General features: G+C 61.9%; 23 protein-coding genes. 13 read left to right on the plus strand and 10 right to left on the minus strand.

All coding sequences use genetic code 11. The features are described from left to right. Positions 1 to 71 precede the first annotated feature (71 nt). Positions 72 to 629, plus strand: coding sequence for a DNA-3-methyladenine glycosylase I (locus tag PF1751_RS00065; RefSeq protein WP_010207732.1), 558 nt, complete (start codon positions 72 to 74; stop codon positions 627 to 629). Between the two features lie 40 nt (positions 630 to 669). Continuing rightward, positions 670 to 1,557: a lysophospholipid acyltransferase gene (locus PF1751_RS00070; protein WP_010207733.1), complete on the plus strand. Its 888-nt coding sequence runs from the start codon at positions 670 to 672 to the stop codon at positions 1,555 to 1,557. 136 nt (positions 1,558 to 1,693) lie between these two features. On the opposite strand, the gene PF1751_RS00075 is transcribed toward PF1751_RS00070, so the two are convergent. The 5 genes from PF1751_RS00075 to def form a co-directional block, all read right to left on the minus strand. Further along, entirely contained in the window at positions 1,694 to 2,005 is a 312-nt protein-coding gene (locus tag PF1751_RS00075) for a hypothetical protein (RefSeq protein WP_010207734.1), read from the minus strand. 17 nt (positions 2,006 to 2,022) lie between these two features. Continuing rightward, positions 2,023 to 3,396 (minus strand): Trk system potassium transporter TrkA, encoded by a 1,374-nt coding sequence (gene trkA / locus PF1751_RS00080; protein WP_010207735.1) that lies wholly within the window; start codon positions 3,394 to 3,396, stop codon positions 2,023 to 2,025. 21 nt (positions 3,397 to 3,417) lie between these two features. After that, positions 3,418 to 4,728 (minus strand): 16S rRNA (cytosine(967)-C(5))-methyltransferase RsmB, encoded by a 1,311-nt coding sequence (gene rsmB / locus PF1751_RS00085; RefSeq protein ID WP_044286387.1) that lies wholly within the window; start codon positions 4,726 to 4,728, stop codon positions 3,418 to 3,420. After that, positions 4,725 to 5,678: a methionyl-tRNA formyltransferase gene (gene fmt, locus PF1751_RS00090; RefSeq protein WP_010207737.1), complete on the minus strand. Its 954-nt coding sequence runs from the start codon at positions 5,676 to 5,678 to the stop codon at positions 4,725 to 4,727. The genes rsmB and fmt overlap by 4 nt, the downstream gene beginning before the upstream one ends. Positions 5,679 to 5,747: 69 nt before the next feature. Continuing rightward, positions 5,748 to 6,254 carry a peptide deformylase gene (def, locus tag PF1751_RS00095; protein ID WP_010207739.1) on the minus strand — a complete coding sequence of 169 codons (507 nt, stop codon included), beginning with the start codon at positions 6,252 to 6,254 and terminating at the stop codon, positions 5,748 to 5,750. Positions 6,255 to 6,389: 135 nt separating this feature from the next. On the opposite strand from def, the gene PF1751_RS00100 reads away from it, so the two are divergent. The 3 genes from PF1751_RS00100 (at position 6,390) to tsaC (ending at position 8,936) form a co-directional block, all read left to right on the plus strand. Next, positions 6,390 to 7,166: a hypothetical protein gene (locus PF1751_RS00100; RefSeq protein ID WP_044286388.1), complete on the plus strand. Its 777-nt coding sequence runs from the start codon at positions 6,390 to 6,392 to the stop codon at positions 7,164 to 7,166. Between the two features lie 63 nt (positions 7,167 to 7,229). Then, positions 7,230 to 8,324, plus strand: a complete 1,095-nt coding sequence (dprA, locus tag PF1751_RS00105; protein WP_021491424.1) for a DNA-processing protein DprA — start codon at positions 7,230 to 7,232, stop codon at positions 8,322 to 8,324. 54 nt (positions 8,325 to 8,378) lie between these two features. Continuing rightward, positions 8,379 to 8,936: an L-threonylcarbamoyladenylate synthase type 1 TsaC gene (gene tsaC, locus PF1751_RS00110; RefSeq protein ID WP_010207742.1), complete on the plus strand. Its 558-nt coding sequence runs from the start codon at positions 8,379 to 8,381 to the stop codon at positions 8,934 to 8,936. A gap of 130 nt (positions 8,937 to 9,066) precedes the next feature. Here the strand turns inward: tsaC and PF1751_RS00115 are convergent, their stop codons facing one another. Then, the gene (locus PF1751_RS00115) at positions 9,067 to 10,044 is read right to left on the minus strand and encodes a quinone oxidoreductase family protein (RefSeq protein ID WP_044286389.1); all 978 of its coding nucleotides are present in this window, start codon (positions 10,042 to 10,044) and stop codon (positions 9,067 to 9,069) included. Between the two features lie 159 nt (positions 10,045 to 10,203). On the opposite strand from PF1751_RS00115, the gene hemF reads away from it, so the two are divergent. Both hemF and aroE read left to right on the plus strand, forming a co-directional pair. Further along, entirely contained in the window at positions 10,204 to 11,136 is a 933-nt protein-coding gene (gene hemF / locus PF1751_RS00120) for an oxygen-dependent coproporphyrinogen oxidase (RefSeq protein WP_010207746.1), read from the plus strand. Next, positions 11,136 to 11,954, plus strand: coding sequence for a shikimate dehydrogenase (gene aroE / locus PF1751_RS00125; protein ID WP_010207747.1), 819 nt, complete (start codon positions 11,136 to 11,138; stop codon positions 11,952 to 11,954). Before hemF ends, aroE begins: the two co-directional genes overlap by 1 nt. A 36-nt stretch (positions 11,955 to 11,990) precedes the next feature. Here the strand turns inward: aroE and PF1751_RS00130 are convergent, their stop codons facing one another. The 3 genes from PF1751_RS00130 to betC all read right to left on the minus strand — a co-directional run bounded on the left by PF1751_RS00130 (position 11,991) and on the right by betC (position 16,161). Beyond that, positions 11,991 to 13,583, minus strand: a complete 1,593-nt coding sequence (locus PF1751_RS00130; RefSeq protein ID WP_010207748.1) for a SulP family inorganic anion transporter — start codon at positions 13,581 to 13,583, stop codon at positions 11,991 to 11,993. Positions 13,584 to 13,716: 133 nt separating this feature from the next. Next, positions 13,717 to 14,631 (minus strand): choline ABC transporter substrate-binding protein, encoded by a 915-nt coding sequence (gene choX / locus PF1751_RS00135; protein WP_010207749.1) that lies wholly within the window; start codon positions 14,629 to 14,631, stop codon positions 13,717 to 13,719. A gap of 15 nt (positions 14,632 to 14,646) precedes the next feature. Then, positions 14,647 to 16,161: a choline-sulfatase gene (gene betC / locus PF1751_RS00140; protein WP_010207750.1), complete on the minus strand. Its 1,515-nt coding sequence runs from the start codon at positions 16,159 to 16,161 to the stop codon at positions 14,647 to 14,649. 103 nt (positions 16,162 to 16,264) lie between these two features. Between betC and PF1751_RS00145 the strand changes: the two genes are divergently transcribed. From PF1751_RS00145 to PF1751_RS00170, 6 genes are all read left to right on the plus strand, one after another. After that, the gene (locus PF1751_RS00145) at positions 16,265 to 17,215 is read left to right on the plus strand and encodes a choline sulfate utilization transcriptional regulator (RefSeq protein ID WP_010207751.1); all 951 of its coding nucleotides are present in this window, start codon (positions 16,265 to 16,267) and stop codon (positions 17,213 to 17,215) included. 31 nt (positions 17,216 to 17,246) lie between these two features. Continuing rightward, positions 17,247 to 17,576, plus strand: a complete 330-nt coding sequence (locus PF1751_RS00150; protein ID WP_010207752.1) for a DOPA 4,5-dioxygenase family protein — start codon at positions 17,247 to 17,249, stop codon at positions 17,574 to 17,576. A gap of 96 nt (positions 17,577 to 17,672) precedes the next feature. Continuing rightward, a complete protein-coding gene (locus PF1751_RS00155; protein ID WP_010207753.1) occupies positions 17,673 to 18,632 on the plus strand; it encodes a 2-dehydro-3-deoxygalactonokinase in 960 nt (319 codons plus the stop codon). A 1-nt stretch (position 18,633) separates the two neighbouring features. Further along, the gene (locus tag PF1751_RS00160) at positions 18,634 to 19,254 is read left to right on the plus strand and encodes a 2-dehydro-3-deoxy-6-phosphogalactonate aldolase (RefSeq protein ID WP_010207755.1); all 621 of its coding nucleotides are present in this window, start codon (positions 18,634 to 18,636) and stop codon (positions 19,252 to 19,254) included. Between the two features lie 48 nt (positions 19,255 to 19,302). After that, a complete protein-coding gene (gene dgoD, locus PF1751_RS00165; RefSeq protein ID WP_044286392.1) occupies positions 19,303 to 20,451 on the plus strand; it encodes a galactonate dehydratase in 1,149 nt (382 codons plus the stop codon). Between the two features lie 183 nt (positions 20,452 to 20,634). After that, entirely contained in the window at positions 20,635 to 21,942 is a 1,308-nt protein-coding gene (locus PF1751_RS00170; protein ID WP_010207758.1) for an MFS transporter, read from the plus strand. Between the two features lie 65 nt (positions 21,943 to 22,007). On the opposite strand, the gene PF1751_RS00175 is transcribed toward PF1751_RS00170, so the two are convergent. After that, positions 22,008 to 22,448: an anti-virulence regulator CigR family protein gene (locus PF1751_RS00175; protein ID WP_010207760.1), complete on the minus strand. Its 441-nt coding sequence runs from the start codon at positions 22,446 to 22,448 to the stop codon at positions 22,008 to 22,010. Positions 22,449 to 22,512: the final 64 nt, after the last annotated feature.

The following is a 22,512-nucleotide window of genomic DNA, read 5'->3' on the forward strand; positions in this document are numbered from 1 at the left end:
TGTTACTTGGGCTGCGATTTAAAGAGCGGGAGTATACCCGATTCGGCCCTGCCACCACTCCCTGGAGCCTTATGCCACGCTGCTTTTGGTGTTCTGAAGATCCGCTGTACATGGCTTATCACGATCAGGAGTGGGGAACGCCGCTGCGCGATGCGCAGGGTTTGTTCGAGTTGCTTTTGCTCGAAGGGTTCCAGGCGGGCCTTTCCTGGATCACCGTTTTACGCAAACGCGAGCATTATCGAAAGGTCTTGTTCGGTTTTGATGCGCAGCGTCTGGCCCAACTGAGCGACGCCGAGATCGAAGCGCTGATGCTCGATCCGGGTATCGTGCGTAACCGCCTTAAACTCAATGCCACCCGCCGCAATGCCGCCGCCTGGCTGGCGCTGGAGGACCCGGTGGGGTTGCTCTGGTCCTTCGTCGGCGGCAAACCCAAGGTCAATCACTTCAAGGACCGCAGCGAAGTACCGGCGATTACACAGGAAGCTGAAGCCATGAGCAAAGCCCTGAAAAAAGCCGGTTTCACCTTCGTCGGCCCGACCATTTGCTACGCGTTCATGCAGGCCTCGGGCATGGTCATGGACCACACTCAGGACTGCGACCGTTACGCGGACCTGGCCAACGCCGGTTAGAATGCCGGCTTTGCGCACCACACACGATCAGGAGTGACCTGTGGAAAAGTTGAAAGGCGCCTTGCTGGTAGGCGCTCTCCGGTTATTTGCCCTGCTGCCCTGGCGCGCCGTTCAGGCCGTCGGCACCGCGATTGGCTGGATCATGTGGAAAACCCCCAACCGTTCCCGTGACACGGTGCGGATCAACCTGTCCAAGTGCTTCCCGGACATGGACCCCGCGGAGCGCGAAGCGCTGGTCGGCCGCAGCCTGATGGACATCGGCAAGTCCCTGACCGAAAGCGCCTGCGCCTGGATCTGGCCGGCCCAGCGTTCCATCGACCTGGTGCGTGAAGTCGAAGGCCTGGAAGTGCTGCACGAAGCCCTCGCCTCAGGCAAAGGCGTGGTTGGCATCACCAGCCACCTGGGTAACTGGGAAGTGCTGAACCACTTCTATTGCAGCCAGTGCAAACCGATCATTTTCTACCGCCCACCCAAGCTCAAGGCGGTGGATGAGTTACTGCGAAAACAGCGCGTGCAGTTGGGCAACCGCGTGGCCGCGTCGACCAAGGAAGGCATCCTCAGTGTGATCAAGGAAGTGCGCAAAGGCGGCCAGGTGGGAATCCCGGCCGATCCCGAGCCGGCGGAATCCGCGGGGATCTTCGTGCCGTTCTTCGCCACCCAGGCGCTGACCAGCAAGTTCGTGCCGAACATGCTCGCCGGCCACAAGGCGGTGGGCGTGTTCCTGCATGCGCTGCGGCTGCCGGACGGTTCGGGTTACAAAGTGATTTTGGAAGCGGCGCCGGAAGACATGTACAGCACCGACACCGCCACGTCCTGCGCCGCGATGAGCAAGGTGGTGGAGCGTTATGTCGGCGCTTATCCGAGCCAGTACATGTGGAGCATGAAGCGCTTCAAGAAACGCCCGCCGGGTGAGGCGCGGTGGTATTGATTCCATACTGACTCCGGTTCGCCGCGAAACCCATGTGGGAGCGGGCTTGCTCGCGAAAGCGGTATGTCAGTCACTGAATGTGACGCTGATACACCGCTTTCGCGAGCAAGCCCGCTCCCCCATTGTTGATCGCCATTCACCCCTGGCGGTCGAGTTTTTTCAGGAACACGGTCATCTCTTTTTCGGCCTGTTTGTCGCCATGGGCCTGGGCGGCTTCTATGCCCTTCTGCCACGCCAGCCGCGCCGCAGCACTATCCCCCAGTCCCTGATGCGCCTTGCCCAGCAGCTTCCACGCCGCTGAATACTTCGGGTCGAACTCGACGCACTTGTGCAGATGCTCCGCTGCCTTGGCGTTGTCTTTCAGGTCCAGATAACCCTTGCCCAAACCAAAGCGCAGCAGGGAATTATCCGCACCTTTGGCGAGCATTTTTTCCAGGGACTCCAGCATCGGTTCTCTCCGTTCGATCAGAAAAAGCTCAGGCCCACGTGGAACAGTTTCTCCACATCGCGGATATGTTTCTTGTCCACCAGGAACAGGATCACATGGTCCCCGGTTTCGATCACTGTATCGTCGTGGGCAATGATCACTTCTTCGTCACGAATGATCGCGCCAATGGTGGTGCCCGGCGGCAAGCCGATATCGCGGATGGCCTTGCCGATCACTTTGCTCGACTTTGAGTCACCATGGGCAATCGCCTCGATGGCTTCCGCCGCACCCCGGCGCAGGGAGTGCACGCTGACGATATCGCCACGGCGCACGTGGGCCAGCAAGGTGCCGATGGTGGCCAACTGGGGGCTGATGGCGATGTCGATATCGCCGCCCTGGATCAGGTCCACATAAGCCGGGTTGTTGATGATGGTCATCACCTTCTTCGCCCCCAGCCGCTTGGCCAGCAGGGAAGACATAATGTTGGCTTCGTCATCATTGGTGAGGGCCAGGAAAATATCGGCGTCGGCGATATTCTCTTCCATCAGCAGGTCGCGGTCCGAGGCACTGCCCTGGAGTACGACCGTGCTGTCGAGGGTGTCGGACAAATGCCGGCAGCGTGCCGGGCTCATCTCGATGATCTTCACCTGGTAGCGGCTTTCGATGGCTTCGGCCAAACGCTCGCCGATTTGCCCGCCGCCGGCGATGACGATGCGTTTGTAGGTCTCGTCGAGGCGGCGCATTTCGCTCATGACTGCACGAATATTCGCTTTGGCAGCGATGAAAAACACTTCGTCGTCGGCCTCGATCACCGTATCGCCCTGGGGCAGGATCGGACGGTCACGCCGGAAAATCGCCGCTACGCGGGTTTCCACATTCGGCATGTGCTCACGCAACTGGCGCAGCTGCTGGCCCACCAGCGGGCCGCCGTAATAGGCCTTCACCGCGACCAGCTGCGCCTTGCCGCCGGCGAAGTCGATCACCTGCAGGGCGCCCGGAATTTCGATCAAGCGCTTGATGTAGTGGGTGACCACTTGTTCCGGGCTGATCAGCACGTCGACGGGAATCGCGTCGTTGTCGAACAGCCCGGCGCGGGTCAGGTAGGCCGCTTCGCGCACACGGGCGATTTTGGTCGGGGTGTGGAACAGAGTATGGGCAACCTGGCAGGCGACCATGTTGGTTTCGTCGCTGTTGGTCACGGCCACCAGCATGTCTGCGTCGTCGGCACCGGCCTGGCGCAGCACTGTCGGGAACGATGCGCGGCCTTGTACGGTGCGGATGTCGAGGCGGTCGCCAAGGTTGCGCAGACGCTCGCTGTCAGTGTCGACCACGGTGATGTCGTTGGCTTCGCTGGCCAAATGTTCAGCCAGCGTGCCGCCGACCTGCCCTGCCCCAAGGATGATGATTTTCATCCGGTCACTCCCTTAAATCATTCAGCCGCGCGCGGCGGCGATCTTGATCAGTTTGGCGTAGTAGAAGCCATCGTGTCCGCCTTCTTGCGCAAGCAATTGGCGGCCGTGGGGCTGCCTGATGCCGGCCGTGGTGGCGAGGTCCAGCTCCCGCGCGCCGCTGGTGCGGGCGAGGAAGGCTTCGATCACCTCGGTGTTCTCTGTCGGCAAGGTCGAACAGGTGGCGTAGAGCAGGATGCCGCCGACTTCCAGGGTGGGCCACAGGGCGTCGAGCAACTCGCCCTGCAGCACGGCCAAGGCGGCGATGTCGTCGGGTTGGCGGGTGAGCTTGATGTCCGGGTGGCGGCGGATCACGCCTGTGGCGGAGCACGGCGCATCGAGCAGGATGCGCTGGAACGGTTTGCCGTCCCACCACGTGGCGGTGTCACGACCGTCGGCCGCGATCAGCTCGGCGCTGAGGCCCAGGCGAGCCAGGTTCTCGCGCACGCGCACCAGGCGCTTGGCTTCCAGGTCGACGGCAACTACACCGACCAGGTCTTTTTCGACTTCCAGGATGTGACACGTCTTACCGCCCGGCGCGCAACAGGCGTCGAGTACGCGTTGGCCCGGTGCAAGGTCGAGCAGGTCGGCAGCCAGTTGCGCGGCTTCGTCCTGCACGCTGATCCAGCCCTCGGCAAATCCCGGCAGGCCGCGCACATCAGTGGCGGCTTCGAGCACGATGCCGTCGACGCTGTACACGCACGGCGTGGCGCCGATACCTGCGTCGGTGAGCAATTGCAGGTAGGCGTCACGGCTGTGATGACGACGGTTGACCCGCAGGATCATCGGCGGGTGCGCATTGTTCGCTGCGCAAATGGCTTCCCATTGCTCCGGCCAGAACGCCTTCAGGGACTTTTGCAGCCAGCGCGGGTGGGCGGTGCGCACCACCGGGTCGTGCTCCAGTTCAGCCAGCAGTGCTTCGCTTTCGCGCTGGGCGCGGCGCAGCACGGCGTTGAGCAGGGCCTTGGCCCAGGGTTTTTTCAGCTTGTCGGCGCAACCGACCGTTTCGCCGATAGCGGCGTGGGCGGGCACGCGGGTGTAGAGCAGTTGATAGAGGCCGACCAGCAGCAGCGCCTCGACATCCGCGTCGGCCGCCTTGAACGGCTTCTGCAGCAACGTGGCTGCCAGCGCCGACAAGCGTGGTTGCCAGCGCGCTGTGCCAAAGGCCAGGTCCTGGGTAAAACCGCGATCGCGGTCTTCGACCTTGTCCAGTTGGGTGGGCAACGAACTGTTCAACGACGCCTTGCCGCTGAGGACGGCGGCGAGAGCCTTGGCGGCGGCCAGACGTGGGTTCATTGGGCTACCACCCCAAGGACCGTGCCCAAGGCAAATTTCTCACGGCGGCTGTTGAACAAATCGCTGAAATTGAGCGCCTTGCCACCGGGTAATTGCAGACGGGTCAGACACAACGCCTGTTCACCGCAGGCGACCACTAGGCCGTCCTTGCTGGCGCCGATGATTTCACCGGGCGCGCCTTTGCCTTCGGCCAGGGTCGCGGCCAGCACTTTCAAGGCTTCGCCGTTAAGCGTGCTGTGGCAGATCGGCCATGGGTTGAAGGCGCGCACCAGGCGTTCAAGCTCCACGGCCGGGCGGCGCCAGTCGATGCGCGCTTCGTCTTTGTTCAGTTTGTGGGCGTAGGTGGCCAGGCTGTCGTCCTGCACGTCGCCTTGCAGGGTGCCAGCAGCCAGACCGGCGATGGCCTGGATTACAGCCGGTGGGCCCAGCTCGGCAAGGCGGTCGTGCAGGCTGCCGCCGGTGTCTTGGGCGGTAATCGGGGTGGTGACTTTCAGCAGCATCGGGCCGGTGTCCAGGCCTGCTTCCATGCGCATCACGGTCACGCCGCTTTCGCTGTCGCCGGCTTCCACGGCGCGCTGGATCGGCGCCGCACCGCGCCAGCGAGGCAGCAGCGAGGCGTGGCTGTTGATGCAGCCCAGACGGGGGATATCCAGCACGACTTGCGGCAGGATCAGGCCATAGGCCACTACCACCAACAGGTCCGGCTTCAGCGCCGCCAGTTCTGCCTGGGCTTCGGCGTTGCGTAGGGTCGGCGGTTGCAGCACAGGGATGTCGTGTTCCAGCGCCAGCTGTTTGACCGGGCTCGGCATCAGTTTTTGCCCACGACCGGCCGGGCGATCCGGCTGGGTGTATACCGCGACGATGTCATAAGGGCTGGCAAGCAGGGCCTTGAGGTGTTCGGCGGCAAATTCAGGAGTGCCGGCAAAAACTATGCGCAGTGGCTCGGTCATGGGAGGTCTCGGTTAAAAGCAGTCACAAAAGAAAAAGGCTTGCCGCAGCAAGCCTTTGGAAGGAGGGCATCAAGCTTGCTGGCGATGCTTTTTTTCCAGCTTCTTCTTGATCCGGTCGCGCTTGAGCGTGGACAGGTAATCGACAAACAGCTTGCCATTGAGGTGGTCGCATTCGTGCTGGATGCACACCGCCAGCAGGCCTTCGGCAATCAGCTCGAACGGCTTGCCGTCGCGGTCCAGGGCCTTGATCTTGACGCGCAGCGGGCGCTCGACGTTCTCGTAGAACTCCGGCACAGAAAGGCAGCCTTCCTGGTATTCGCCCATCTCGTCGGTCAGCGGTTCGAACTCCGGGTTGATGTACACCTTCGGTTCGCTGCGATCTTCCGACAGGTCCATGACCACGACGCGCAGGTGCACGTTGACCTGGGTCGCGGCGAGGCCGATACCCGGGGCTTCATACATTGTTTCAAACATGTCATCGACCAACTGACGAACCTTGTCGTCCACTACGGCCACCGGTTTGGCGATCGTGCGCAGGCGCGAGTCGGGGAATTCGAGGATGTTCAAAATAGCCATAAGCGTAATTGCTGCACATGTGAGGTAGAGGCAAATCGGCGTTGGGATGGACCCACACGACCGGTGTGAAACCCTTAAAAGCCGCTAAGGCCCAGGCATTTCACGCGAACGCACATAATAAAGGAGATTCACCCTATGAGGAAATCGCTACTCGTCTTGCTGCTGTGGGCCCCGTTTTCCATGGCCCTGCTACCCCAGCCCATCCAGCGTCTGGACCCACCGACACAACACGCTATCCAGCGCTTCCTGCTGCATAACCGCATTCTCGATACACCCCAGGACCTGGACAACGCGCCCTACATCGTCGCTGCCGATGCTGGCCGCGTGCTTGGCGCCAATGGCGAGCGGGTCCACGCCAGGGGCGACCTGGCGCCTTCCCAGCCGAATTACGGCATATTCCGACGTGGCAAGGTCTACACCGACCCGCAGACCCGAGAGCTACTGGGGATCAACGCCGACGACATTGGCACCGCCCGTTTCGTCACGGCGGGCGACCTCACCACCCTCGCTGTGCAGCGTGTCACCCAGGAGGTGCGTCCCGGTGACCGCTTGCTGCGTGCGCAAACACCCGTCGACCCGGCAGCCTTTGCCGTCACGCCAGCAACGCGCTTTATCAAAGGGCAGATCATCGATATCCCCAAGGGCGTGACCCAGATCGGCGTGCTGGATGCCGTAACCCTGAATAAAGGCCGTCGTGACGGCCTGGTCGAAGGCCAACTGCTCAGCGTAATCAAGGCTGGCGCCACGGTACGCGACAGTCTGACGGGCACGCCGACCCAACTCCCTGATGAACGCGCCGGCACACTGTTGGTGTTTCGCACCTACGAAAAACTCAGTTACGGCCTGGTCCTCAATGCCTCACGGCCCCTGGCCGTAATGGACCGTTTCGAGACTGCCCATCAAACGCAATAAATAGCCTGCTAAATAAGTTACCAACAGAGTTATCCACAGCTTGTTCCGGTCAAGGATGATCAGATGTATCCGACAAAAAACCACGAAATATCCCCCTCAGAACTGGAAGCGCGTCTACGCTTGCACAGGCTGCCGGAACTGGGTCCGAAGCGTTTTCGCTTGTTGATCGAAGCGTTCGGCTCTGCCTCAAAAGCCATCAGTGCGCCTGCCAGTGCCTGGCGTTCGCTCGGGTTGCCTTCCATCAGCGCCGATGCCCGACGCAGTCATGAAATCCGCGACGGTGCGAGCGACGCATTGGCCTGGCTGGCGCGTCCGGCCCAGCAATTGCTGATGTGGGACCAGCCGGACTACCCCGCACTGCTTGCCCAGATCGATGATGCGCCGCCACTGTTATTCGTCGCCGGTGACCCTTCGATCCTGGAAAAACCGCAACTGGCGATAGTCGGCAGTCGTCGTGCATCGCGCCCCGGCATGGACACGGCGGCAGCGTTTTCACGCAGTCTGGCGAGCGCCGGTTTTGTCATCACCAGCGGCCTTGCGCTGGGCATTGACGGTGCAGCCCATCAGGCGGCATTGGATGTGGGCGGCCAGACAATCGGCGTGCTCGGCACGGGGCTTGAAAATTTTTATCCACAGCGCCACCGGCGGCTGGCGGCGGCGATGATTGACCAAGGCAGCGCCGTGGTTTCCGAGTTCCCCCTGGACGCGCCGCCCCAAGCGGGTAACTTCCCCCGACGCAATCGGATCATCAGCGGGCTGTCCCTGGGGGTGTTGGTGGTGGAAGCCAGCATGGCCAGCGGTTCGCTGATTACCGCGAAACTGGCGGCCGAGCAGGGGCGCGAGGTGTATGCGATTCCAGGCTCAATCCATCATCCCGGCGCCAAGGGCTGTCACCAGTTGATCCGCGATGGCGCGGTGCTAGTGGAAACTATCGAGCACATCCTGGAAGGGTTGCGTGGCTGGCAGGCATTGTCTCGTCCGGCGCCGATGCCGGTGGTCCACCCGCTGGTGGCGCTGCTGCACGCGGCGCCCCACACCAGTGAAGCCCTGGCGATTGCCAGCGCAAGGCCGTTGTCCCAAGTGCTGGCGACCCTGACGGAGCTTGAGCTGGAAGGCCAGGTCATCTGCGAAAGCGGGCGCTGGCTTGCGCGCCGCTAGGTTTTGTAAAGAAGATCGGTAAACTGCGCAGAGCTTTAGTCTGGAGAGTGAACAATGGTCAACCGGTGGCGTGTGCTGGAAACCGCACGAGAAATTCGCGCAGGCGCGGTGATTGCCTATCCAACCGAAGCGGTTTGGGGCTTGGGCTGCGACCCGTGGAACGAAGAAGCAGTGGACCGTTTGCTCGCCATCAAGAACCGTTCGGTGGACAAGGGCCTGATCCTGGTGGCGGACAACATCCGTCAGTTCGACTTTCTGTTCGAAGATTTCCCACAGGACTGGATCGATCGCATGGCCAGTACCTGGCCAGGGCCGAATACCTGGTTGGTGCCCCATCAGGACTTGTTGCCGGAATGGGTCACGGGTGTGCACGACACCGTGGCGCTGCGGGTGACTGACCATCCGCTGGTGCGGGACCTGTGTTCGCTGGTAGGGCCGCTGATTTCCACATCGGCCAACCCGCAGGGCCGTCCGGCGGCGCGCTCGCGGATTCGCGTGGAGCAATACTTCCGTGGCCAGGTGGACCTGGTGTTGGGTGGCGCCCTGGGTGGGCGCAAGAACCCGAGCCTGATTCGTGATCTGGTGACGGGTGAGGTGGTGCGGCCCTCCTGAGACCGAGTCGTGGCCTTCGCGAGCAAGCCCGCTCCCCCGTTCGATCGAGTTCCTCCAGTTGGAATCCGATCAACATCTGGGAGCGGGCTTGCTCGCGAAGAGGCCTCACTGACCCCGGAGAGCTATAGCCTTATGGCAGGAGAATGGTCGAACCGGTAGTCCGCCGCCCCGACAACTCGGTCTGCGCTTTGGCCGCATCCGCCAGCGCATACCGCTGGTTGATATCAATGCGCACCTTGCCGCTCTTGATCATCGAGAACAAGTCATCCGCCATCGCCTGCAGGTTCTGTGGGTTGTTGGCGTAGGTCGCCAGGGTCGGCCGAGTGACGTAGAGCGAGCCCTTGGCTGACAGAATCCCCAGGTTCACCCCATCCACCGCGCCCGACGCATTACCGAAACTTACCACCAGCCCACGCGGCGCCACGCTGTCCAACGAGGTCAACCAGGTGTCCTTGCCGACGCCGTCATACACCACCGGTACCTTTTTACCGTCGGTCAATTCCAGCACGCGCTGTGCGACGTTTTCCTTGCTGTAGTCGATGGTTTCCCAGGCGCCGAGGGATTTGGCCAGGGCGGCTTTTTCCGGCGAGCTCACGGTACCGATCAACTTCACACCCAGGGCCTTGGCCCATTGGCAGGCCAGCGAGCCCACACCACCGGCAGCGGCGTGGAACAGGATGGTTTCACCGGCCTTCACTTCATAGGTTTGGCGCAGCAGGTACTGCACGGTCAGGCCCTTGAGCATGGCGCCGGCGGCTTGTTCGAAGCTGATCTCGTCCGGCAGATGCACCAGATTGGCGGCGGGCAGCACGTGCAGTTGGCTGTAGGCACCCAATGGACCACTGCCGTAGGCCACACGGTCGCCAACCTTGAATTGGGTGACTTCGCTGCCGACCGCATCGACCACGCCGGCGCCTTCTGCGCCCAAGCCCGATGGCAGGGCTGGCGGCGCGTACAGACCGCTGCGGAAATAGGTGTCGATGAAGTTCAGGCCGATCGCCTCGTTACGCACGCGCACTTGCTGCGGGCCAGGCTCCGCTGGGGTGTAGTCCACATACTCAAGCACTTCGGGACCGCCATGGGCGCTGAACTGGATACGTTTTGCCATCTGCCTTCTCCTTGGGTCGAACTCGCGTAGCCGCCTATCGAACTCCTAAGCTTGATCTTCGTCAACTGCGGCGCAACCGGGTGCAGTGGTATCCTGTGCGCCCATTTGCCGCCGACGCCCAATGGCCTCGCGTAGCTTTGCCCGATTCAAGGTGATGCCATGACTACCCGCACCGAGGCTGTAAAGGCCTACCTGCTTGACCTGCAAGACCGCATTTGCAGCGCCCTGGAAACCTTCGAGACGGACACTCGCTTTATCGAAGACGCCTGGACCCGGCCTGCCGGCGGCGGCGGTCGCACCCGTGTGATCGAAAACGGTTCGGTGATCGAAAAAGGCGGCGTCAACTTTTCCCACGTGTTTGGCAGCGGTCTGCCACCGTCCGCCAGCGCGCATCGGCCTGAGCTGGCCGGTCGTGGCTTTGAGGCCCTGGGTGTGTCGCTGGTGATCCACCCGCACAACCCCCACGTACCGACGTCCCACGCCAACGTGCGCTTTTTCATCGCTGAAAAAGAAGGCGAAGAACCGGTGTGGTGGTTCGGCGGCGGCTTCGACCTGACGCCTTACTACGGCAACGAAGACGATTGCATCCACTGGCACCGCGTGGCCGAACAGGCCTGTGCGCCGTTCGGGCCGGACGTGTATTCGCGCTACAAAGCCTGGTGCGACACCTACTTCCACATCAAGCACCGCAACGAACCGCGCGGTATTGGCGGCCTGTTCTTTGATGACCTGAACGAGTGGGACTTTGACACCTGCTTCGCCTTCATCCGCGCCATCGGTGACGCCTACATCGACGCCTACCTGCCGATCGTGCAGCGCCGCAAGTCCACCGCGTACACCGAGCAGCAGCGCGAATTCCAGGAATTCCGCCGCGGCCGCTACGTTGAATTCAACCTGGTCTACGACCGTGGCACCTTGTTCGGCCTGCAATCGGGCGGGCGCACCGAGTCGATCCTGATGTCGCTGCCGCCGCAAGTGCGCTGGAGCTACGACTGGAAGGCCGAAGCCGGCAGCGAAGAAGCGCGTCTCACCGACTACTTCCTGCAAGACCGTGACTGGCTGGGCCTTGCCGCGCCCAAGGCGGCTGTCTGATGGACCGCTATGTCGTGTTCGGCAACCCCATCGGCCACAGCAAGTCGCCGCTGATCCACCGGATGTTCGCCGAGCAGACGGGCGAGCAACTGGACTACAGCACCCTGCTGGCGCCATTGGAGGATTTCTCCGGCTGTGCTCGTGAGTTTTTTCAACAGGGTCGTGGCGCCAACGTCACTGTGCCGTTCAAGGAAGACGCTTACCGCCTGGCCAACAGCCTCACCGAACGCGCTCAACGTGCGGGTGCGGTGAACACCCTGAGCAAGCTGGCCGACGGCAGCCTGCTGGGCGATAACACTGACGGCGCCGGCCTGGTGCGCGACCTCACGGTCAATGCCGGCCTGAACCTGCAAGGCAAGCGCATCCTGTTGCTGGGCGCCGGCGGCGCGGTGCGCGGCGCATTGGAACCGTTGCTGGCCGAACAGCCTGCTTCGCTGATCATCGCCAACCGCACCGTGGAAAAGGCCGAAATGCTCGCCGAGTTGTTCGACGATCTGGGCCCGGTGTCCGCCAGTGGTTTCGACTGGCTGCGTGAGCCGGTGGATGTGATCATCAACGCCACGTCCGCCAGCCTGTCAGGCGATGTACCGCCGATTGCCAGCAGCCTGATCGAACCGGGCAAGACGTTTTGCTACGACATGATGTACGCCAAGGAACCGACCGCGTTCTGCCGCTGGGCCACTGAGCATGGCGCATCCGTGGCGATGGATGGCCTGGGCATGCTGGTGGAGCAGGCGGCGGAAGCCTTCTACTTGTGGCGCGGTGTGCGTCCGGATTCTGCGCCGGTGCTGGCTGAGCTGCGCCGGCAGTTGGCTTGACGCTATTTGAGGTGGGCACGTCCAGCTCCCACAGCGTTAAGGGTGTTCAGTCTTGGCAATGGATGCTTGGAAATGGATGGGGCAATTGTCGGCCCCTTCCAGCTTCCTCAACTCCTCCACCACCTGCGGCCTGGCCCGGCGCAGCGTCAGACTGCGTCCCAACCCACGCAAGCGCCGCGCCTCCTGGTGCAGCATCTCCACCCCGGAATAGTCGATAAAGTTGATCTGCTGCGCCTCGATCACCACCCGTTTGCCCTGCAGGCTTTGCAGGCGCACTTGCAGGTAGTGGCTGGCGCCGAAAAAGATCGAACCGCCCACGCGCAGCACGTCCTCATCGCCATCGCGCCATTGCTGGACACGTGGCTGCGAAGTGCGCTTGAGGTAGAAAAACAGTGACGCCAGCACCCCGGCGTAAATCGCTGTTTGCAGCTCCAGCAGCAAGGTGGCGACGCAGGTCAGGCTCATCACCACAAACTCGGCGCGACTGACGCGGAATAACGCCCGAATACCGCGACGGTCCACCAGCCCCCAACTGATAAGCAAGATGCTCGCCGCCATGCTCGGGATCGGAATATGGGCGATCAGCGCCGCGCCAAACAGTGCAAACAGCGCCACCCATAAGGCAGAAAACACGCCAGCCAACGGCGAACAGGCGCCCGCCTCATAACTGAGGCCGGAGCGGGTAAAGGAGCCGGCTGACAGATACCCGGAGAAAAATCCGCCCACGATGTTGGAAAAACCCTGCGCACGGATTTCCTGGTTGGCATCGAGCAATTGCTGCGAGCGCACTGACAGTGAACGGGCAATCGACAGGCTGGTCACCAGCCCCAGCATGCCCACCGCCACGGCGCTCGGCAGCAGACGCAGGATCACGTCCAGGTCCATTGGCAACGGGCTGAGCGGCGGCAGCTTGCCGATAAAGGAACTGACCAACGCCACATGCCCGAACATTGCCGGCCACAACCAGGTGACCAGGCTGCCCAGCGTCAGGGCGATCAACAGGGTCGGCCAGCGCGGTACGAGGTATTTGAGCAACGCACCCACCAGCAAGGTACCGAGCCCGAGAATGACGGACGCAGGGTCCCATTCGCCGCTGTGATGGATCAGTGTCAGCAGGTTGTTGATCGCCGTGGCCTGGCTCGGCAAATCCAGCCCCAGCAGATTGGGCAGTTGCCCGAGCGCAATCACCACAGCGGCTCCCAGGGTGAACCCGAGCACCACTGAATGGGAGACAAAATTCACCAGCGCACCAAAGCGCAGCATGCCCAGCAGCCACTGGAAAACACCGGCGAGAAAGGTGAGCAACAGGATCAGGGTGATGTAGTCCTGCGACCCCGGCACGGCCAGCGGGCTGACGCTGGCATAGAGCACAATGGAAATCGCCGCTGTGGGGCCGCAGATCAAATGCCAGGAGGAACCCCAGAGGCAGGCGATCAGCACCGGGATGATCGCGGCGTACAGGCCGTATTCGGGTGGGAGGCCGGCGATCAGCGCGTAGGCAATAGACTGTGGCAAGGCGAGCACTGCGCCGCTGAGGCCCACCATCGCATCTCGGCCGACGCTGGCGCGGGTCTGGCGCGGGAGCCAGGCGAGGAAGGGGAAAAGTGTATGGCGGTTGGGCCAGGGCATCGGACTGCTCTAAATACTGTAGGAGCTGGCTTGCCAGCGAAGGTGGGTAACGATAACGCGGGTTGTGTGAAAAAACGCGGCGTTTTCGAGGGCTTCGCCAGCGAGCCGGCTCCTACAAGGGGTTGTGTATCGTTCAGAGTTTGGCTTTTACAGCGGCCAGCGCGTCCTTGCCATCCACGGTCTTCACGCCCTCCAGCCATTTATCCAACACCGCCGGATTAGCTTTGATCCAAGCTTTCGCCGCATCGGCATTGCTGACCTTGTTGTTGGCCACCTCGGCCATGATGCTGTTTTCCATTTCCTGGGTAAAACTCAGGTTGGTCAGCAGTTTTCCAACATTCGGGCAGGCCTGTGCGTAGCCCTTGCGGGTCAAGGTATACACGCTGCCGGTGTCACCAAAATATTTCTCGCCGCCTTTGAGGTAGCGCATTTTCAACTGCACGTTCATCGGATGCGGCGTCCAGCCGAGGAAGGTCACGAATTTCTGCTTCTTAACGGCCCGCGATACTTCGGCGAGCATCGCCTGTTCACTGGACTCCACCAGTTTCCACTGGCCCAGCTCGAAGTCGTTCTTCTTGATGATTTCCTGCAGGGAGATATTCGCCGGCGCGCCGGAGCCGATGCCGTAGATCTTCTTGTCGAACTTGTCGGCATAGTGGTTCAAGTCGGCAAAGTCATGCACCCCGGCATCCCATACGTAGTCGGGCACGGCGAGGGTGAACTCGGTGCCGTCGAGGTTTTTCGCCAGTTGAACCACGTCGCCATTGGCCACGAACTTGTCATAGAAGCCCTGCTGCGCCGGCATCCAGTTGCCCAGGAACACATCCACCTGGCCGTCCTTGAGCCCGCCAAAGGTGATCGGCACCGCCAGGGTGTCGACTTTGGGTTTGTAGCCCATGCCCGTCAGCAGAAAACCGGTGATGGCATTGGTGGCCGCGATATCGCTCCAGCCCGGATCGGCCATCTTTACCGTTTCACAACTGGCGTCGGCGTAAACATTGGCGCTTCCCAGCGCCAAGAGCCCCAGCATCACAGTTAACTTTTGCATGGCCTTCCCTCAGTGTTATTGGTTTTGGCAGGGTTGTGGATAACGTGCCTTGCGCTCCAGGTCGTCGAGGTCGATATGGTTGCGCATGTATTGCTGACTGGCGTCCACCAGTGGCTGGTGATCCCAGCTCTTCAGCTTGCCCTGGGTCAGTGCTTCAAACACCAGACGGCGGCGGCGTTGGCTGGCGAGCACCTGTTGGTGGATCGCCGGGATGTCCCATTTGGCCCGCGCCTCGTCCAGGAAGGCTGCAAACAGCGCCTGATGGTGTGGCGACTGGCTGAGGTCTTCCTGCTCCCGTGGGTCGTTGTGTACATCGAACAGTAGGCAAGGGTCGTCTTCGCTGTAGATGAATTTGTAGGCGCCCCGGCGAATCATCATCAGCGGGCTGATGGTGCCTTCGGCCATGTACTCGCCAAATACTTCGTCATGGCCGCCCTGCCCCTGCAAGTGCGGGACCAGTGAACGGCCGTCCAGCGGCAGGCGCGGATCCAACTCGCCGCCGGCCAGTTCCACCAGCGTTGGCAGCAGGTCGGCGGTGGACACGGCTTTGCTCACGCGGCCTGCTGCGAATTGCCCCGGCGCGCTGACCAGCAGCGGTACGCGGGCGGCCATTTCAAACCAGTGCATTTTGTACCAGAGGCCGCGCTCGCCGAGCATATCGCCGTGGTCGCCTGAGAACACGATGATGGTGTCGTCGGCCAGGCCGGTGTCTTCCAGGGTTTGCAGCAGCTTGCCGACGTTGCTGTCGATGTAACTGCAGGCGCCGAAGTAGGCACGGCGTGCATCGCGGATTTTGTCCACAGGCAGCGGCTTGTCCCACAGGCCGTAGACCTTGAGCAGGCGCTGGGAATGCGGATCGAGATCGCCTTGCGCAGGTGTTGTAGGCAAAGGTATATCGGCGTTGTCGTACAGGTCCCAGAACGGTTTGGGAATGGTGTACGGGTCGTGGGGATGAGTCATCGACACCGTCAGGCAGAACGGCTGGTCGCCGTCCTCACGGATATGGTCGAACAGGTATTGCTGGGCCTTGAACACCACCTCTTCGTCGAAATCCAGCTGGTTGGTGCGCACGCACGGCCCGGCTTGCAGCACCGACGACATGTTGTGATACCAAGTGGGGCGGACGTCCGGCTCATCCCAGTTCACCGCCCAGCCATAGTCGGCGGGGTAGATGTCGCTGGTCAGGCGCTCTTCATAGCCATGCAACTGATCGGGGCCGCAGAAATGCATCTTGCCCGACAGCGCTGTGCGATAGCCCAGGCGGCGCAGGTAGTGGGCATAGGTCGGCACATCGGCGGGGAAATCGGCGGCATTGTCGTAGGCGCCGATCTTGCTCGGCAGTTGGCCACTGACCAGGGTGAAGCGCGACGGCGCACACAACGGGCTGTTGCAATAGGCGGCATCGAACACCACGCCTTGCTCGGCGAGGCGACTCAGGTTGGGCAATTTGATAGGCGAAGAACCGTAGAACGGAAGCAACGGTGCGGCCATTTGATCGGCCATGATGAAAAGAATGTTCTTGCGCTTCATGATCTATCGGCATTCCATAGGCGGTGTTTATGCGAATGAGCATGCAGCCCATGAAAAGTGGGGTAAAGCCCATGAGAAGCAATGTCTAGGATAAGCACAGCTTATGTATGAAGCCCTCGGTGACCTGTCCCTCGATTTGCTGCGTGCCTTCGAAGCCGCCGCACGTCATCGCAGCTTTACCGCCGCCGCGATGGAATTGGGCACCACCCAACCGGCCATCAGCCAGCAGATCAAGCGCCTGGAAGAACAGTTGGCGATCCGCCTGTTTGACCGCATCTACCGAGGCATCGAATTGACCGACGCCGGCGCCCTGCTATTCGAGCACGTGCAAGGCGGGTTGCAGGGGATCAACCAGGGCCTGAGCCTCATCACCCAGCAGGACCAGCATGAAGTGCTGCAAGTCGCCACCGACTTCGCCTTCGCCGCCTATTGGCTGATGCCGCGCCTGCATCGCTTTCATAAGGCCAACCCGCAGGTCGATGTAAGCCTGGTGACCAGCGAGCGCAACCACGCCACCCTGCGTAGCGATATTGACGTGGCGGTGTTGTTTGGTGACGGCCGTTTCAAGCAGGGCGACAGCCTGTGGCTGTTCAACGAGGAGGTGTTCCCGGTGTGCAGTCCACAATGGCTCAAGGACCAGACCACGCCGCTGACTGTGCAAAATTTGCACGATTTCCCACTGTTGCACCTGCGCCAGGAAAACAACAGCCAGTGGTTCGACTGGAGCGGCGTGTTTCGCGAACTGGGCATCGCCAGTGCGCCGACGCCGGGCCAACTGCGTTTTGACAACTACACCCTGCTGATCCAAGCCGCGATTGCCGGCCAGGGCGTGGCCATCGGCTGGCGCCACTTGGTGGATAACCTGCTGGAGCAGGGTTGGTTGTGCCGACCGCTGAGCGACACCGTGATCTCGCGCTTCGGCTATTACGTGGTGCAACCCCAGCGCAAACGCAGGGGGCAGTTGGTCGAGCGCTTCGTCGAATGGTTGGTGGCGGAACAAGCCAGCAGCGCACAGTCGCTGACCGGGCTGGCCCTGCCGTCCATTGCGGTCTAGCATCTGGCGCATAGGGGATCCGGAGTCCGTCATGCAACGTATCAAGGGCTATCACGCCCATATCTACTTCGACGCGAGCACTATCGACCAAGCGCGCAGCCTGTGTGAAGACGCCGCCAAACTCTTCCCGCTGCGCATGGGCCGTGTGCACGAACGGCCGGTGGGACCGCACCCGGATTGGAGCTGCCAGCTGGCGTTCGATCCTGAATACATCGGTGTGGTGTTGCCGTGGTTGGTGATTCATCGCAACGGGCTGGTGGTTTTTTTGCACCCCGAAACCGGTGATGACCTAAAGGACCACACTGACTATGCCGTCTGGATGGGGGCGATGCGGGAGCTGAACCTGTCAGCCTTTTCTTAAATATTGTCCCTAAATATGGGATTGATATTTATATATTGAGACTTCCGCTCGCGTAGGTTTATATTCGCTGCATCCGCTCAGAACTCAGGTGAAGCGATGCAGGCGCAATTGATCGCGCTCGATTGGGGGACCAGCTCCCTTCGTGCTTATAAACTCGGCCTCGCAGGCGTGGTGCTGGAACAGCGCGCGCTGGCGTGGGGCATCATGCATTTGCCCAGCGAGCCCCGGGACATCGCCGGTGTGCGTTGCGGCAACGGCTTCGAGTTGGCGTTCGATGCGGCGTGCGGAGATTGGCTCGACGCCGAGCCGGGTTTGCCGGTGATCGCCTGTGGCATGGTCGGCAGCGCCCAGGGCTGGAGCGAAGCGGCCTACCGCCCTACCCCCGTCGATGTCGCCAGCCTCGGCCAAGCGCTGCATAAGGTGCGCAGCCTGCGTGGTGTGGACGTGCACATCGTGCCGGGCGTGATCGAGCAGGTCGGCTTGCCCAACGTGATGCGCGGCGAAGAAACCCAAGTGCTGGGTGTGCTGCAAGGGCTGGGCGCCGACATGTTGATCGGCCTGCCCGGCAGCCATTCCAAGTGGGTCGAGGTGGTCGAGGGCCGTATCACGCACTTCGATACCTTCATGACCGGCGAGGTGTTTGCGGTGTTGAGCAAGCACAGCATCCTCGGGCGTACCCAGCAACCCAGCGAGCGATTCCAGGCCGAAGCCTTCGACCGCGGCGTACACGTGGCGCGCTCCAATGACGGTCAGCGCGGCGTGTTGTCCACCTTGTTCAGCGCCCGCACCCTTGGGCTCACCGGCGAACTCGCCCCAGACCAGCAGCCCGACTACCTGTCCGGCTTGCTCATCGGACATGAGCTCGCCGGCCTGCCCGACAGCGCCAAACACAAGCCGATCATCCTGGTCGGCGCCGCTCCTCTCTGCGCCCGTTATCAACGCGCCCTCGCCCTCTGCGGCTTTGCCCACGTCAGCCTGGCGCAGGAAGCTGCCGAGCGCGGCCTGTGGCAACTGGCCGTGGCGGCAGGGCTCACTCAACCTGTATTGGAGGCCTGACATGCTCAAGCAAGCACTCGCGCAAAACGGTTTGATCGCCATCCTGCGAGGCATTCGCCCGGACGAAGCCGAGGCTGTCGGCCAGGTGCTGTACCAGGCCGGGTTTCGTGTGATCGAAGTCCCGCTGAATTCCCCCGACCCTTACACCAGCATCCGCACCCTGCGCGACAGCCTGCCCGCCGACTGCTTGATCGGTGCCGGCACGGTGTTGCTGCCTGAGCAGGTCGAGCAGGTGAAGGCGGCTGGTGGTCAGGTGGTCGTGATGCCCCACAGCGATGCCAAGGTGTTGCGTGCCGCGAAAGCCGCAGGCCTGTTCCTGTCGCCGGGTGTGGCCACGCCTACCGAAGCGTTCGCCGCCCTGGCTGAAGGCGCCGACGTGCTGAAGCTGTTCCCCGCCGAGCAAATGGGCCCTTCGGTGATCAAGGCGTGGTTGGCGGTGTTGCCGGCCGGCACCTTGTTGCTGCCGGTGGGCGGCATCACCCCGGACAATATGCAGGTGTTCATCGACGCCGGCGCCAAAGGCTTCGGGCTGGGTTCCGGGTTGTTCAAACCGGGTATGACAGTGGATCAGGTAGCGAGCCGCGCCCAGGCTTATGTCGCCGCCTGGAAAGCCCTGAACTGACTTCAAGTCTTGCGCCCCCAGGCGCCGCATCTATAAGAGAGATAACAGATGAAAATCACCAAACTGACGACCTTTATCGTTCCGCCGCGCTGGTGCTTCCTCAAGGTCGAGACCGACCAGGGCGTGACCGGCTGGGGTGAGCCCGTGGTCGAGGGCCGCGCCCACACCGTGGCGGCTGCCGTCGAAGAATTGTCCGACTACCTGATCGGCAAAGACCCACGCAATATCGAAGACATCTGGACCGTGCTCTATCGCGGTGGCTTCTACCGGGGCGGCGCCGTGCACATGAGCGCACTCGCCGGTATCGACCAGGCGCTGTGGGACATCAAGGGCAAGGCCCTGGGTGTGTCGGTCAGCGACCTGCTCGGCGGTCAGGTGCGTGACAAGATCCGCGTGTATTCGTGGATCGGCGGCGACCGCCCGGCCGACACTGCCCGCGCCGCCAAAGAAGCCGTGGCCCGAGGTTTTACCGCCGTAAAAATGAACGGCACCGAAGAACTGCAGTTCGTCGACAGCTTTGAAAAAGTCGACCTGGCCCTGGCCAACGTCGCCACCGTACGTGATGCGGTAGGCCCGAACGTCGGCATCGGCGTCGACTTCCATGGCCGGGTGCACAAGCCCATGGCCAAAGTGCTGATGAAAGAGCTGGACCCGTACAAGCTGATGTTTATCGAAGAGCCGGTCCTCAGCGAAAACTACGAAGCGCTCAAGGAACTGGCGCCGCTGACCAGCACCCCGATTGCCCTGGGCGAGCGTCTGTTCTCGCGCTGGGACTTCAAGCGCGTGCTCAGCGAAGGCTACGTCGACATCATCCAGCCGGACGCCTCCCACGCCGGCGGCATCACCGAGACCCGCAAGATCGCCAACATGGCCGAAGCCTACGACGTGGCCCTGGCCCTGCACTGCCCGCTGGGCCCGATTGCCCTGGCGGCGTGCCTGCAACTGGACGCGGTCTGCTACAACGCGTTTATCCAGGAGCAAAGCCTGGGCATTCACTATAACGAGAGCAATGACCTGCTCGATTATGTGCGCGATCCGGGCGTGTTCGACTATGACCAAGGCTTCGTGAAGATCCCCAACGGGCCGGGCCTGGGCATCGAGATCAATGAGGAATACGTGATCGAACGCGCGGCCATCGGCCATCGCTGGCGCAACCCGATCTGGCGGCATGCCGACGGCAGCTTCGCCGAGTGGTGATTCCTGACTGACGGAGGGCGATCAGAAATGTGGGAGCGGGCTTGCTCGCGAATGCAGTGTGTCAATCAACACATCTGGGGCTGAACTAGCGCATTCGCGAGCAAGCCCGCTCCCACATGATTGATCCGGTTGCTTCAGTCAGATCCATTTCAGACCTCAATAAGCATAAGAAGAGGCACCCCCATGCACCCTGAATCCTTCACCGGGCAGGCTTCTTTAGTCACGCCTACCAGAAAGCGTTTTTTCATCATGGTGCTGCTGTTCATCACCGTGGTGATCAACTACCTCGACCGCAGCAACCTGTCGATTGCCGCCCCGGCGTTGACCAGCGAACTGGGCATCGATCCGGTGCACGTCGGGCTGATTTTCTCCGCGTTCGGTTGGACCTACGCCGCCATGCAAATCCCTGGTGGCTGGCTGGTGGACCGTGTGCCCCCACGCATTCTGTACACCGCTGCGTTGCTGCTGTGGTCCATCGCCACCGTCATGCTCGGCTTTGCCGCCAGCTTTATCGCGCTGTTTGTTTTGCGCATGGCGGTGGGTGCGCTTGAAGCCCCGGCGTATCCGATCAACAGCCGCGTGGTCACCACCTGGTTTCCCGAACGCGAGCGCGCCACAGCGATTGGCGTCTACACCTCCGGCCAGTTTGTCGGCCTGGCATTCCTCACACCGGTACTGGCCTGGCTGCAGCATGCATTCGGCTGGCACATGGTGTTTGTCGCGACCGGTGGCGTGGGGATTGTGTGGGCGGTGATCTGGTACGCGGTGTACCGCGAACCGAAGGAATTCAAAGGCGCGAACACCGCTGAAATCGACCTGATCCGTGAAGGTGGCGGGTTGGTGGACATGCAGGAAAAAGCCGCCAAGGCACCCTTCAGTTGGGTCGATTTGGGCATCGTGCTGAGCAAGCGCAAGCTCTGGGGCATCTACCTGGGGCAGTTCTGCCTGAACTCCACGCTGTGGTTCTTCCTGACGTGGTTCCCGACTTACCTGGTGAAATACCGCGGCATGGACTTCATCAAGTCCGGCCTGCTGGCGTCACTGCCGTTCCTTGCAGCGTTTGTCGGCGTGCTGTGCTCAGGGATCTTTTCCGACTGGCTGATTCGTCGCGGCGCGTCGGTGGGCTTTGCGCGCAAGTTGCCGATCATTGGCGGGCTGCTGATCTCCACGGCGATCATTGGCGCCAACTATGTGGACTCGACGGCGTGGGTGATTGCGTTCCTGGCGGTGGCGTTCTTTGGTAATGGGTTGGCGTCGATTACCTGGTCGCTGGTGTCGACCCTGGCACCGGCGCGCCTCTTGGGGCTGACCGGTGGGGTCTTCAACTTCATCGGCAACCTGTCGGCGATTGCCACGCCAATCGTGATTGGCTTTCTGGCCAGTGGCGACTCGTTTGCGCCGGCGATTACCTATATCGCGGTGCTGGCGTTGCTCGGAGCGCTGTCCTACGTATTGCTCGTAGGCAAAGTCGAACGCATCGAACTCAAATAACCACAGCCCTTTAGGAGCCGGCTTACCGCCATCGCCGGCAAGCCGGCTCCTACAGTGGGTGGGTTTCAGTTGAGGACGCCGTCGAGGATCTCGTAGACGATGCCCGTACCCACGGCGATCAACACCACATCCGGCCCCGAACGGCGCCATTCATAACCGGGATACACCGGCAGGCGCGCCAGGGCGCGATTGTCGAGGCGTTCGCCGTAGTAGCCACGGGGCAGCGGCTGGCCACGCACCAGGCGCACATTCGGTGGTGGCGGTGCGCCACGGGCGAACTGGCCGTGGTTGTCGTGGATGATCTGCCGTACCGGGCCGAAGTCCTGGGGCGGGCCGCCGCGACGGTTGTCCTGCGGGCCGCGTGGGTCGTCGCGATGTTGTTCGTGCTGGCCCTGTGGGCCGCCACGGTCAGGACCGCCTTGGTCAAAAGGCGCGGCCTGCACCAGGGCGCTGGCGCCAAGCACCAGCACGCCAAGGCCGGCAATCACGGAGTAGGGCATTTTCATTGGGTATTCCTCAGGGCACGCAAACAAAAAAGGGATCTCGAACGAGGTTCGAAATCCCTTGGTC

Source organism: Pseudomonas simiae, from assembly GCF_000934565.1.
Classification (GTDB): domain Bacteria; phylum Pseudomonadota; class Gammaproteobacteria; order Pseudomonadales; family Pseudomonadaceae; genus Aquipseudomonas; species Aquipseudomonas simiae.